Raw genomic sequence first — 13,423 nt, 5'->3', positions numbered from 1 at the left:
CCCTAACGCACGCTGGCGATCATCGTTCAGATCAAGCGCGCAATGCGTTCCGCCGCGCGAAATTCCGCCGTGCGAAATTCCATTGCCACAGCATCAGCAACGGCACGACGATCGTCTCCATGCCTAAGCCAAGGACATGGCCCCGCGATGGCACGCCGACCGCGATCAACGATATCAGTCGCGACACGCCCCCGACGAAGATCAGCCCGCCGAGCAGCCGGAACCGCGGCCCCTTGCGCTCGATATTCGGAATGCAACTCACGAACCCGAGACCTGTCGCGAAGAATATCCCCGAGATATACCGGAAATGGCTGTCGAGATCCCTCGGCACATCGGCTAGATGCCCGAACGGCGCAGGGCCGTGCAGGATACCCTGGCCGCCGACGATCAGCGGCAACAGGCACGCCACCGCAATCACGGCCTGCAACAGGCGCTTCTCGATCGAGCCGGTCATGGCAGAGGCCTCAGCAATTCGGGGCGGATACGAAATGCGCGGAGCGAAATCCGCACCTCGAAGATGAACGAGATCAGCGCCGCGATCAGCAGGATCATCGCGAGAATGAAGCACACGGCCACGTACGTCCCGAAATGCAGCTTCGCGAGTTCGGCGATGAACAGCAGCGCGATCAGGATACACGTCATGATCGCGCTGGAGACCGCGAGGAACAGCGCCGCGTTGATGATCGTCATCCGGCGGTCGAGCAGGCGCAGTTCCCAGACGAAGCGGACATGCTCCGGCCCGGTGCTGCTCGCGTGGAGGTGTTCCAGCTTTCGCGCACGGTCGATCACCCGCGACAGGCGGCCGGCAAGCACGTTCAGTAACTGGCCGATACCCGCCAGCATGAATACGGGCGCTAGCGAAAGCTGGATCGTCTGGGCGATCGTCGAGACGGCGGGTATCGTCGGCATACGGGCACCATGTGGTAAAACGCGGCCGATAGGAAGAACGCGCGTACCGCATGGCGCCGCAATTACAGCGGCTTGTCGACCGAAGGAGTCGGTCCAGCCGCAACGACATCAGCAGAGGTGGATTCCGGGCTAGGTCAGAAGTCCTTGCGCAGCAGCAGCCCGGCATAGCGCTTGTCGTCGCGCGGCACGAACCGCACCGTGCCCGCAAACGTGCCCGCGGTGAGGAACGACGAATAGGACGTGTTCGTCAGGTTCTTCACATACGCGCGCAGCTGCCAGCCGGACGTATCGCTCAGCACCGCGACGCTCGCGTTCCAGATCGCGTACGAAGGCTGGATCGTGCTCGGCGTCTCTGCGAGCGAATATTGCACCTTGCTGCTGAACGTGACGTCGGTCTGGAGTTCCAGCGCCAGCGTATCGGTCAGCCCGAACTTGTACGCCGCATTCTCGTACAACTTGATCTTCGGCGCATAGGGGAGCGGCTGGCCGTTGATGTTGCAGCTCGTCGGCGCGCCGGTCGGGCAGAGGAAGTTGCGCACCGTCGCATCGGTATAGGCGGCGGAGATGTCGAGCGTCAGGCCCTTGGTCGGGCGCAGCGTTACGTCCGCCTCGACCCCGCGCGAGCGTACCGATCCGGCGTTGATCAGCCGGCTGACCTGCGCCCCCGCGACGACGTCGTTGAAGCTCGCCTGATACCCGTCGAAATTGGTCGTGAACGCCGCCAAGCTGTAGCTCAGCGCACGGTTCGCAGTACTGCCCTTCAGCCCGACCTCGTACGAATTGGACGTCTCCGGGCTCAGCGGCACTTCATCCAGCGGCGTCGTCGCGTTGAGCGAGCGCATGTTAAAATACACGTTGTACGCCGGCCCCTTATAGCCGTGCGAGTACGTGAAATAGGTCTGCGCATGCTCGCCGAGATCATACTGGAGCCCGAGGCGATAACTGTCGCCGCGCTTGTCGATCCCGCCGGTCGCGTTGTGATACGCGCGGACCCCGGGCCGGTCGAGCGCTGCCGCGCCGGTATTGAGCGGATCCGCGGTCGAGGTGCGGACGTGGTAGAAGTCGAGGCTGTCCCAGGTCGAGCGATAGCCGGCAATACCGCGGAATTTCGGCGTGAAATTGACGTTCGCCTCACCGAACAGTGCGTAATTGTCGTTGGTGATGCCGTAGTTCGCGACGCCCGTGGTCGTCGTTTGCGCGCCGCCGGCCGCGAGTGAGGTCAGCGTGCGCTGGTACCGCTCGTCGTTCGTCGCGTGGAGGTAATAGGCGCCGACGACGTAATCAATCAGGCCACCCTTGGGCGAGGTGAGGCGCAGTTCCTCGGAGAATTGCTTGGTGTCGACGCTGCCTGCGTCCTGTCCCGACGGGAACGCGGTCGAGAGCGCGGCGACGCTGTCGTAGTCCTGGCGCTGGTTGTTGAGCCATTGCCGCCAACCGGTGATCGAGGTGATGTGGTAATCGCCAAGCGCGAGTTCGCCGGTGACCGACCCGCCGTAATTCTCGTCCTTCACGTCGGTGATCGAATTGTTGTTGGTCCGGCGATTGCTCGGTCCCGCGACGATCCCGCTTGCACCCAGCGCGGCGGCGAGGTCGGGCGAATTGGTGACGACACCGGTGGGATACGCCGTGCGGCTGGTGGCCGCATAGACGCTGGTCGGGGTGGTATCGTGCGAGTGGAGGTAATCGCCGATGATCGTGAACTTCAGGTCGTCCGACGGCGTGACGACCAGCTTGCCGCGCGCGCCATAGCGTCGATAGCCGTTGACGTCCTGGTTGCGCGCGACGTTGCGGACGTTGCCCTTATAGTCGTCGTACAGCCCGCCGATCAGCGCCTGCACCTTGCCGGGGACGAGCGCGCCCGAGATGCCGGCCTTGATCCGGTATTCCTCGTCGGAGGTGATGCCCGCCTCGCCGAACGCGCGGAATTCGTCGCTCGGGTTGCGGGTGACGATGTTGACCACGCCCGCCGAGGCGTTCTTGCCGAACAACGTGCCCTGCGGCCCGCGCAACACCTCGATCCGCTCGACTTCGCCGAGGTCGAGCGTCGACTGGCCGGGGCGGGTGAGGACGACGCCGTCGAGCACGGTCGATACTGATGGCTCGACGCCGGGCGAGGTCGTGATCGTACCGACGCCGCGGATGAAGATCGTGCGATCCTTGTTCGACGCGCCGCTGCGGAAGCCGACCGACGGAATCGTCGCGGCGATGTTCTCGACCGTGTTCAACTGGCGCTCGGCGAGCGACTGACCGCTGACCGCGGTGATCGCGATCGGCACCGACTGGAGTGTCTCGTTGCGATAGCGCGCGGTGACGATCACCTCGTCGCTCTGCGCAACCGGGGCGGGGGTGGGGACGGGTGCGAGCGTAGCGGGTGTGGGCGCTTCCTGCGCAAAGGCCGGCATGGCGAGCGCGGCCATGGCGGTGCCGGCAAGTAGCGCGAGACTGCGCTGGGTGCGTGGATAGAGCATGGTTTCCCTCCCGAAATGATAGCGTCTTTTAATTCCCATTCTGACGATGGGTATAAAGAACGGCATTGCGCCGCGTCGTGTCAGCTTTAGCGCGGCTCGACTGGTCGCAGCACCGGCAGCAGCAGCTGGATCCACCCGATCGCGAGCAGGTACGAGACGCTCGCGAACAGGAACAACGGCAGATAGCCGAGCCCTGCGGTGAGCACGAGCCCCGCGACCTTGGCGATCACCATGCCGCCGACATTGCCGCTGAACGATCCGAATGCGGTCACGCGGCCGAGCTTGGCCTGTGGCACGACATCGGCGATCAGCGCGAAGAGATTGGTCGAGAATGCCTGATGTGCGGCGAGCGTCAGTGCCATGAGCCCGATCGTTAGCGCGTAATTGCCTGCGTACAGCACCAGCGGGATCGGCAGGACGCACAGCGCGGCGACCAGCAAGATGCCTTTGCGCACCGCGTTGACGCTGTAGCCAAGACTCAGCAACCGCGTCGAAACGCCGCCGCCGAGCAACGATCCGACCGCCGCGCCACCATAGGCAATGGCGAGCGGCACGCCGAGCGCGACGCCGGTCAGCCCGTATTGCCGGTGGAAGAAGTCCGGCAGCCAGAACAGCAACAGCCACCACGTCGCGTCCGACAGGATCTTGGCGACCGCGATCGCCCAGGTCTGGCGGTTGCGCAGGATCGGACCGTACTCGATGAGGGGAGCGGTGTCCGTCTCGACCGGACGGGGCGGGGAGAAAGTCACGCGCCTCGTCGCGACCAGCCATACCGCCGCCCACACCAGCCCGAGCGCACCTGCCGCCACGAAGGTCCCGCGCCACCCGACCAGCAACGCGACACCTGGGATCGCCAGCGGGGCCAGGATCGCGCCGATGCTGTTGGCGGCGTTGGTCGCGCCGAACCCGCTCGATCGCCAGTTCTTGGGCAGCACCGACGCGATCGTCTTGATGCCGGTCGGTGTCCCCATCGCCTCGGTCGCGCCTAAGCTAACTCGGATCATCACGAACTCGGTCATCGACCGCGCCCAGCCATGCGCCATCGCCGCGACGCTCCACGCCGCGACGCCGATCGGGTTCGCCCATTTGACGCCGAGCTTGTCGACGATCCACCCGGTGAACAGGAACGCGAACGCCGCGCCGCCCTGGAACCATGCGGCAAGCGTCCCGTAATCATCGTCGCTCCAGCCGAGATCGGCGGCGATGATCGGCTTCAGGACGGAAATGATCTGGCGGTCGACGAGGTTGAGGATACCGGCGGTGACGACGAGCGCGAACAACAGCGCGCGGGCGCGAGCGCTGAGTTGCGCGACGGTCTTGGTAGGCTGGGTCATACGCGCTTAGCATGGACGAGCGTGGCGGGGAGGCTAGCCAGTTTCTCTTCGCGGAGCCGGTTATTTGGTTGCAGGGGGTAGGGCTCACTCCGGATTGGCTTCGCGGCCATCTCCTTCGAGCACGCTTGTTTCCCCGCGAAGGCGGGGATCCAGACTGGGCTCCCGCCTTCGCGGGAGAACAAGGAGGGGGACGGGGAAAGGGCATCGCCAACCCAATGCCACCCCGGCGGAGGCCGGGGCCCAATCGGAAAGTCCCCAGTAACGACAGACCGCCCTACGTTACTACCGTCCCCCAATTGGGCCCCGGCCTTCGCCGGGGTGGTCGATTGTTGGAGGGGTCGAGTTGCTCAGATCACCAAAGGCCCATGCTCGATCCGCGGCAACACATGCCGCGCAAACAGATCCGCCTCGGCCGCATGCGGATACCCGGAGAGAACAAACGCATTGATCCCCTCCGCCCGGTACGCGTTCAGTTTCGCCAGTACCTGATCCGGATCGCCGACGATCGCCGCGCCGCAGCCCGAGCGGGCGCGGCCGATCCCGGTCCAGAGGTTCGCCTCCGCATAGCCGTCGTCCGATCCTTCGCGCAGCTCGGCCTGACGCCGCACGCCGGCCGACTGCGAATCCAGCGAGAGCTCCCGGATCGCACGACCCTCGGCATCGTCGAGCTTCGAGAGTAGCCGGTCGGCGGCAGCGCGGGCTTCGGCCTCGCTCTCGCGGACGACGACATGGACGCGGTAGCCGAACTTAAGCGTGCGGCCGTGTTTCGCCGCTCGCGACCGCAAATCCGCGACGATCGCGCGCACGGCATCGATCGTATCCGGCCACATCAGATACACGTCGGCATTGGTCGCCGCCGCATCGCGCGCAGCCTCCGACAGCCCCCCGAAATACAACGCCGGACACGTCCCCGACACCGTCGTCACCCGAGGCGGATCGACCTTCAGCTTCCAGAATGCGCCGTCATGATCGAGCGGCTTGCCGTCGAGCAACGTTCGCAGGATGTGCATCGCCTCGACCGTGCGCGCGTACCGCGGCGCGCTCTCGAGCTTCTCGCCCGGCAGGTCGCTCGAAATGATGTTGATCGCCAGGCGCCCGCCGAGCATCCGGTCGATCGTCGCGATCTGGCGCGCAAGCTGCGGCGGCCAGCTCTCGCCGATCCGCACCGCCATCAGCAGTCGCAACCGCTTCAGCATCGGCGCAATCCCCGCGGCGAACGCGGTCGTGTCGATCCCCAGCGCATAGCCCGACGGCAACAGGATATTGTCATACCCCGCGGTTTCCGCCTGCACGACGATGTCGCGGCAATGCTCCCAGCTCGATTTCAGCGCCGCGTCGGGCACGCCGAGAAACTCGTAATCGTCGTCGCACAGCGCCGAGAACCAGCTGATTTCGCAGGGAGGCAAGTCGCTCATGGCAAATTCTCGCCCATCCCGGCCTGTAGCACGCCATACCATTCGGCCCGCGTCCACTCGACCTCGTATGCATCCGCCGACGCCGCGATCCGCGCCGGATTCTGCGAGCCGACGATCGGAATGATCCGCGCCGGATGCGCCATGATCCACGCGAGCGTCGCGGTTGCCGCATCGACGTCGTAGCGCGCGCCATGCTCGGCCAGCAGCTTGGCCGCTGGATGATCGCCCTGCGCCAGCCGTCCGCCCCCGAGCGGCGACCACGCCATCACCGCGACATCGAGCCGCATCGCGTGGTCGAGCGTCCCGTCGAACAGCGGCGCAGTGCGCAGCGGCGAGAACTCGGGCTGCGTGCTGACGATCGGCTGGCCGAGGAAAGCCTGCAACGCGTCGAACTCGTCCACGCTGTAGTTCGAGACACCGATGCTGCGGATCTTGCCCGCCTCGACCATCCGGGTCAGCGTTTCGGCCACCTCCTGCGGATGCGTCAGGAAGTCACGACGGTGGATCTGGTACAGGTCGACCTGCTCGAGGTCGATCCGCGTCAGCGACGCGTCGAGCGCATCGGCAAGATACGTCGCGCTCGAATTATACGGGATGCCGGGACGAATGCCCGCCTTGGTCGCGATCACCATTTTCGCACGCAATGACCGGTCTTCGGCCAGCGCACGCCCGAACAGTTCCTCCGCCGAGCCGAACCCGGCGGGCACGTCGCAGCCATAGATATCGGCGGTATCGAAGAAGTTGATCCCGGCCCCCAAGGCCGCCTCGATCATGGCGTGGACCGGGGCGACCTCTCCGGCCAGCCGCCACATGCCCCAGGCTATCGGTGAAACAAGGATTTCGCTCTTGCCGAGCGGGCGAAGGTCGTTGGAAAGGCGGATCGTCGTCATGCAGGCGGCCATGGCATAGGGAATGACAGCTTGGTAGCCACGATCAGATACGGCGTCGTCGGAACGGGCATGATGGGCGTCGAACACCTTCGCAACCTGGCGATCTTGCCCGGTGCTGAGATCGTGGCGATCGCCGATCCGGTCGCGACCTCGATCGATTGGGCGACAGATGCACTGGGCGAAGCGCTCGGCGACCGCGCCGCCGATGTCGCACGGTTCGACACGGTCGAGGCGTTCGCGAAGGGCGCCGACGTCGACGCGATCGTCATCGCCTCGCCCAACAACACGCACCGCGACGTGCTGGAACGGCTGTTCGCCATGGACGCCGCGATCCTCTGCGAGAAGCCGTTGGCGACGACGATCGACGATGCGCGGTGGATCGTCGAGCGCGCTGCCACTCACGCAAAGCCGTTCTGGACCGGCATGGAATATCGCTTCATGCCCCCCGCCGCCGCGTTCATCGATCAGGTGCGCGCAGGCCGCGTCGGCCGGCTCCAGATGCTCTCGATCCGCGAACACCGCTTCCCGTTCCTGCCCAAGGTCGGTGACTGGAACCGCTTCTCCGCCAACACCGGCGGCACGATGGTCGAGAAATGCTGCCATTTCTTCGACCTGATGCGGCTGATCGTCGGCTCGGAAGCGGTCCGCGTATACTGCTCGGGCGCGATGGACGTGAACCATCTCGACGAACGCTATGACGGCCAACGCCCAGACATCATCGACAACAGCTTCACAACTGTCGACTTCGCCAACGGCGTGCGCGCGATGCTCGACCTCAGCATGTTCGCCGACGGTGCCGAGAACCAGGAGGAGATGTCCGCCACCGGTGATGCCGCCCGCCTCGACGTGCTGATCCCGGCGGGTGAACTGGTCTATTCCCCCCGTGTCGGCTTCCTGAACGCGAAGCAGGTCGAGCGTACCCACGTCGTCGTAGACCCCGCTGCCAAGGCGGCCGGCTCACACGAAGGCGCGACCTACTACCAGCACGCTGCGTTTGCCGCAGCGGTCCGCGGGGAGGGGCCGGTCCAAGTCACCGCGGAGGACGGCCTGCGCGCCGTCGCGATCGGCACCGCCGCCGAGATCAGCGCTCGCGAGCACCGCGTTGTGACGATGGCCGAACTCGGGCTCTAGAACGTTCGCGGAAGCGTCAATACGGACCCCGACGGAAGTCGGTGTCCCCGCAGGGAATGGTCGTCACGGTGACATACAGGAAGAAAATGGTGCTGCCGGTGAGGATTGAACTCACGACCTCAGCCTTACCAAGGATGCGCTCTACCACTGAGCTACGGCAGCACTCGCTGGCATCGCTGCCGGCGGAGTGGGGCTAAGAGACGAGGGCGGGATCATTGTCAAGGCACCGCGCCGCAATGTAAGGCATATTTATGGATGATCGGGATCGAAAGGCGGCGGAGAAGGCCGAACGCATGGCCGCAGCGCTGCGCGAGAACCTGCGGCGCAGGAAGGCGCAGGCGCGCGCCGTCGGGGCGGCGCCTGCGACCAAGGATGATTCCTCTAGTTGACCGCCCTTAAGACAATCGCGCGCATTTGGCGGTGAGCCAGGCGCGATCCGCCGCGTCGGTCATTTCCGGGGTCAGGACCGCCAGCACCTGTGCATGATAGTCGTCGACCCATTGGCGCTCTTCGGTCGTCAGCAACGCCGGCTCGATCAGCGTGCGTTCTATCGGGCAGAAGGTGAGCGTCTCGAAGCCCAGCATCTCCCGGTCGGCGCCGGGAATGGCGCGCGGTTCGATCAGGATCAGATTCTCGATGCGGATGCCGTATTCACCCGCCTTGTAGTAGCCGGGCTCGTTCGACAGCATCATGCCGGCACGCAGGGGCTCCATCGCCGCGCCGCCGGGATAATTGGGCGAGGCAATCCGCTGCGGACCCTCGTGCACCGCGAGATACGCGCCGATGCCGTGACCGGTGCCGTGCGCGAAATCGAGGCCAGCTTCCCATAGCGGACGGCGCGCGAACGCATCGATCTGGCCACCCATCGTGCCGTCGGGGAAGACCGCGGTGGCGATGCCGATATGGCCCTTCAGGACACGCGTGAAGCGGTCGCGCATCTCTTCGGTCGGTTCGCCGATCGGCATGACGCGCGTCACGTCGGTGGTGCCGTCGGCATATTGGCCGCCGGAGTCGATCAGGTAGAGCTGGCCGGGTTCGATCGGCGCGCTCGACTCCTCGGTGACATGGTAATGCGGGCTCGCGCCGTGCGGACCGGTGGCGGAGATCGTGTCGAACGAGGTATCCTTCAGCAGGCCGGTCTGTTCGCGGAAGGCGAGCAGCTTGGCGGCGGCGCTGAGTTCGGTTTGCCCCCCCTTCACGCATTCGCTTTCGACCCAACGCAGGAAACGCGCGAGTGCGGCGCCGTCGCGTGCGGAGGCGGCACGGTGGCCGCTTATCTCGACGGGGTTCTTGATCGCCTTGGCGAGCACGACCGGATCGCGCAGCGGCAGGATCTTCGCGCCGCCCGCCTGCAGCGCTTGCGTGATCGCGGCGACCGCGCGTTCTGGATCGGCGGCGACGCGTTTGCCGGCATAGGTCGCGAGGGCGGCGGCGAAGGCGGTGCGGTCGTGGAGGCGGACGGCGTTGCCGAGATGCTGGCGGACCGCGTCGTCGAGCTTGTCGGGGGCGACGAACAGGTCGGTCGTGCCGTCCGCGCCGACGATCGCATAGGACAGCGCGACGGGGGTGTGGTCGACGTCGCCGCCACGGACGTTGAGCGCCCACGCGATAGAGTCCAGCGCCGTGAGGACGACCGCGTCCGCGTTCTGCTCGGAGAGCCAGTCGGCGATCTTCGCGCGCTTTTCGGCGGAGGATGCGCCGGTGAACTGGTCGGGCTGGACGGTCAGCTTGGCGGGGGAGGGGGCGGGGCGGTCGGTCCAGATCGCGTCGATGGGGTTGGTGTCGACCGCTACCAGAGTCGCGCTGCGGTCGGCGAGGCCCGTGGTGGCTTCCGCGACCCAGGTGCCGGTGTGGAGCCACGGGTCGTAGCCGATGCGGCCGCCTTCGGGGGCATGCTTGGCGAGCCAGGCGGCGGGGCTGGTCTGGGGGACGTCGGCATAGTCCCACTGCGCGCCGTCGACCTGTTCGCGGACCTGGATCGTGTAGCGACCGTCGGTGAAGATCGCGGCGCGGTCGGCGAGGACGACCGCGGTGCCGGCCGAGCCGCCGAAGCCGGTGAGCCAGGCGAGGCGCTGCGCGTAGCCGCCGACATATTCGCTCATGTGTTCGTCGGTGAGCGGGATGACGAAACCGTCGAGATCATCGGCGGTTAGCTGGGCGCGGAGGGCCACGAGGCGGTCGGCTAAGCGGGCGGTCGGGGTCATCGGTTCGGTCTCTCGTCAAAAGTGAAGTATAGAAAGTGCAGACGCTGGCGAGGTTTCAATACAGGCATCCGGTGGGCGTGGGGGACGGGCGCGACGGTATGGATAGGGGTGTGGATCGGGCGGTCACGGTCATGCCGGGGGTTGTGACAGAAAGCAGATGGGTAGGACAGCGGGCGCGGGCGGGGGAGGGAATGCGCTTGCAGCGTTGGCCGGTACTTTCGACCATTTTCCCGAGGTAGGACGTGGCTAGTCGGAGCGGTGATGGCGGAGGACCGCGCTTCGTTACGGTGACCTTGCCAACTGGGCCCCGGCCTCCGCCGGGGTGGTGTTCTTAGCTGCTATCGCGCGTTCCTGCTGCTTGTTCTCCCGCGAAGGCGGGAGCCCAGTCTGGGTCCCCGCCTTCGCGGGGAAACAGAGTTAGGGGCGCCACCGAAGTTTTGTACCACCCCGGCGAAGGCCGGGGCCCAATTGGGGGACGGCAATAACGGAGGATTGCGCGCAGTTAGTGCAACCTTTCCAATTGGGCCCCGGCCTTCGCCGGGGTGGTGTTGGCTGGGTCGGCCGTCACGCCTGCAACGCCGCAGCGTTTGGCTTCCACCCTCCGCCCGGCTAACACACCGGCATGACCACGCCCCCCATCGCCGAACAGCGCCCGCACAGCTTCACCACGCATGGCGTGACGATCGAGGATCCGTATGCGTGGCTGAAGGATCCGAACTATCCGGAGGTCGATGACGCCGACGTGCTGGCGTATCTGGCGGCCGAGAATGTGTATTTCGAGGAGCAGATGGCGCCGCACACTGCGCTGGTCGATACGATCTACGAAGAGATGAAGGCGCGCATCAAGGAGGATGAATCCTCGGTGCCGCAGAAGGATGGCGACTGGCTCTACTGGACCGCGTACGAGACCGGCGGGCAGTATAAGAAATGGTGGCGGAAGCCCGTTGCGGGCGGTGACGACGAGCTGTTGCTCGACGAGCCGGCGCTGGCGGAGGGGCATGAGTATTTCCGGCTCGGCGCGTTCTCGGTCAGCAATGACGGGCGCTATCTCGCCTATGCGATCGACGACAATGGGAGCGAGCGGTTCGAGGTTCGGGTCAAGGACCTGGATACCGGCGAGCATCTGCCCGACGTGATCCCGGGGATGCTCAGCGAGATCGTCTGGACCGCGGACGATGCGGGCTTCCTGTACGGGTTGGCGAACGAGCAGTGGCGGACGGACAATGCGCGGTTCCACCGGTTGGGGACGCCGATCTCCGAGGACGTCGTGCTGTTCCACGAGGAGGACGAGGGCTTCCGCGTCGGGGTCGGCGAGACGAGTTCGCGGAAATGGATCGTGATCGCCACCAGCGATCATGTGACCAGCGAGCTGTATCTGCTGCCGGCGCACGAGCCTTTGGCGGTGCCGATCCTCGTGTCGGCGCGGAAGGTGGGTCGCGAATATGATGTCGACGAGCATGACGGGACGCTGTTCATCCATACCAACGACGTCGATCCGAATTTTCGGCTGTGCACCGCGCTGGTCGAGGAGCCGGATGCGTGGAGCGAGCTGATCCCGGCCTCGCCGCATTTCTATATGACGGGCGTGGAGTGCTATCAGGACTTCTTCGTCGTCGATGGGCGCGAGGACGGCTTGGATCAGATCGCGATCCACCGGTACGAGACGCCGACCGAGGGCAAGCGGATCGACTTCCCCGAGGCGAGCTATGTCGCCGGGCTGGGGGACAATCCCGAATACGACATGACGGTGTTGCGGCTGGGGTATGAGTCGATGGTCACGCCGGGGACGGTGTACGACTATGACGTCGATACCGGTGAGCGGACGATGCTCAAGGTGCAGGAAATCCCGAGCGGGTATGACGCGGCGAAATACGCGACCGAGCGGCTCAAGATTACCGCGCGGGACGGGACGGAGATCCCGGTCTCGATCGTGTATCCGGCCGGGTTCGTGCGCGATGGGTCGGCGCCTTTGTTCCTCTATGCCTATGGTGCGTACGGCTATGCGGTCCCGCCGGGCTTCTCGACCGGGCGGATGAGCTTGCTCGATCGCGGGTTCGCGTATGCGATCGCGCATATCCGCGGCGGCGATGATCTGGGCCAGCAATGGTATTTGGATGGTAAGCTGGAGAAGCGCGCGAACACGTTCAACGATTTCGTCGATGTGGCGAAGGCGCTGGTCGACGCGCAGTGGACGTCGGCGGGGAAGATCGCGATCGCGGGGCGGTCCGCTGGCGGCGAGCTGATGGGGGCGGTGGTCAATTCCGATCCCGAGCTGTGGGGGGCGGTTATCGCCGATGTGCCGTTCGTCGACGTCCTGAACACGATGCTCGACGAGAGCTTGCCGCTGACGCCGGGCGAGTGGCCGGAGTGGGGCAATCCGATCGAGGACGAGGCGGCGTTCGCGCTGATCCGATCGTATTCGCCGTACGACAACGTCAAGGCGCAGGCTTATCCGCCGATGTTCATCAGCGGCGGGTTGAACGATCCGCGCGTCACGTATTGGGAGCCGGCGAAGTGGGCGGCCAAGCTTCGGTTGATGAAGACCGACGACAATGTGCTGCTGCTCAAGACCAACATGGGCGCGGGGCATGGCGGCAAGTCGGGGCGGTTCGAATCGCTGCGGGAGGGCGCGGAGGAACACGCGTTCGTGCTGTGGCAGCTGGGCGTCGCGGGGTGAGCCGGTTCACGCTCTCGATCACGGCGCAGGACGCGGATATCGATGAGCTTGGGCATGTGAACAATGCGGTCTGGGTGCAGTGGATCCAGGCCATCGCGACTGCGCATTGGGAGGCTGTGGCGCCGGCCGAGCACAAGCTGGCGTATGTGTGGGTCGTGACGCGGCATGAGATCGATTACCGCGGGAGTGTCGTTGCGGGGGAGACCGTCGTTGGTGAGACTTGGGTCGAGGGGGCTCCTAAGGGGGCTCGGTTCGATCGGCATGTGCGGTTCGTCGGGGATGATGGGAAGGTGAAGCTGCAGGCGGTGACCACTTGGGCTTTGCTCGACCGCGCGACTGGGCGGTTGATGCGGGTGCGCGAGGATGTCGCTGCGCCGTTTTACTCGTAATCCCCC

At 65.6% G+C, this 13,423-nt stretch carries 11 protein-coding genes and 1 tRNA gene; 4 read left to right on the top strand and 8 right to left on the bottom strand.

Annotated features, from left to right (window positions below):
- Window positions 1-31 precede the first annotated feature (31 nt).
- The 6 genes from ASE69_RS18595 to ASE69_RS18570 all read right to left on the bottom strand — a co-directional run bounded on the left by ASE69_RS18595 (window position 32) and on the right by ASE69_RS18570 (window position 7,016).
- Window positions 32-454, bottom strand: coding sequence for a DUF4345 domain-containing protein (locus ASE69_RS18595; RefSeq protein ID WP_056489804.1), 423 nt, complete (start codon window positions 452-454; stop codon window positions 32-34).
- Window positions 451-909 (bottom strand): DUF2721 domain-containing protein, encoded by a 459-nt coding sequence (locus ASE69_RS18590; RefSeq protein WP_056065567.1) that lies wholly within the window; start codon window positions 907-909, stop codon window positions 451-453. The genes ASE69_RS18595 and ASE69_RS18590 overlap by 4 nt, the downstream gene beginning before the upstream one ends.
- A 134-nt stretch (window positions 910-1,043) precedes the next feature.
- Window positions 1,044-3,377 carry a TonB-dependent receptor gene (locus ASE69_RS18585; RefSeq protein WP_056489800.1) on the bottom strand — a complete coding sequence of 778 codons (2,334 nt, stop codon included), beginning with the start codon at window positions 3,375-3,377 and terminating at the stop codon, window positions 1,044-1,046.
- Window positions 3,378-3,463: 86 nt separating this feature from the next.
- The gene (locus tag ASE69_RS18580; protein ID WP_056489797.1) at window positions 3,464-4,711 is read right to left on the bottom strand and encodes an MFS transporter; all 1,248 of its coding nucleotides are present in this window, start codon (window positions 4,709-4,711) and stop codon (window positions 3,464-3,466) included.
- 347 nt (window positions 4,712-5,058) lie between these two features.
- A complete protein-coding gene (locus ASE69_RS18575) occupies window positions 5,059-6,126 on the bottom strand; it encodes an LLM class flavin-dependent oxidoreductase (protein ID WP_056489794.1) in 1,068 nt (355 codons plus the stop codon).
- Window positions 6,123-7,016, bottom strand: coding sequence for an aldo/keto reductase (locus tag ASE69_RS18570; RefSeq protein WP_056490325.1), 894 nt, complete (start codon window positions 7,014-7,016; stop codon window positions 6,123-6,125). Before ASE69_RS18570 ends, ASE69_RS18575 begins: the two co-directional genes overlap by 4 nt.
- 42 nt (window positions 7,017-7,058) lie before the next feature.
- Here ASE69_RS18570 and ASE69_RS18565 point away from each other — a divergent pair, with 42 nt between their 5' ends.
- Window positions 7,059-8,147: a Gfo/Idh/MocA family protein gene (locus ASE69_RS18565; protein ID WP_056490323.1), complete on the top strand. Its 1,089-nt coding sequence runs from the start codon at window positions 7,059-7,061 to the stop codon at window positions 8,145-8,147.
- A gap of 87 nt (window positions 8,148-8,234) precedes the next feature.
- Here the strand turns inward: ASE69_RS18565 and ASE69_RS18560 are convergent.
- Window positions 8,235-8,309: transfer RNA gene (locus tag ASE69_RS18560), tRNA-Thr, on the bottom strand.
- Window positions 8,310-8,398: 89 nt separating this feature from the next.
- Between ASE69_RS18560 and ASE69_RS22655 the strand changes: the two genes are divergently transcribed.
- Window positions 8,399-8,536 (top strand): hypothetical protein, encoded by a 138-nt coding sequence (locus ASE69_RS22655; RefSeq protein ID WP_165895508.1) that lies wholly within the window; start codon window positions 8,399-8,401, stop codon window positions 8,534-8,536.
- Window positions 8,537-8,542: 6 nt separating this feature from the next.
- Here the strand turns inward: ASE69_RS22655 and ASE69_RS18555 are convergent, their stop codons facing one another.
- Entirely contained in the window at window positions 8,543-10,351 is a 1,809-nt protein-coding gene (locus ASE69_RS18555; RefSeq protein ID WP_056489791.1) for an aminopeptidase P family protein, read from the bottom strand.
- Between the two features lie 622 nt (window positions 10,352-10,973).
- Here ASE69_RS18555 and ASE69_RS18550 point away from each other — a divergent pair.
- On the top strand, window positions 10,974-13,028 hold the full coding sequence (locus ASE69_RS18550) for a S9 family peptidase (protein ID WP_056489788.1): 2,055 nt from the start codon (window positions 10,974-10,976) through the stop codon (window positions 13,026-13,028).
- A complete protein-coding gene (locus ASE69_RS18545) occupies window positions 13,025-13,417 on the top strand; it encodes an acyl-CoA thioesterase (protein ID WP_200924201.1) in 393 nt (130 codons plus the stop codon). The genes ASE69_RS18550 and ASE69_RS18545 overlap by 4 nt, the downstream gene beginning before the upstream one ends.
- Window positions 13,418-13,423 lie beyond the last annotated feature (6 nt).

It is taken from the genome of Sphingomonas sp. Leaf208 (assembly GCF_001421415.1).
GTDB lineage: Bacteria > Pseudomonadota > Alphaproteobacteria > Sphingomonadales > Sphingomonadaceae > Sphingomonas.
The sequence above is the reverse complement of the archived record's forward strand: the minus strand, read 5'-3'. Positions and strand labels throughout refer to the sequence as shown.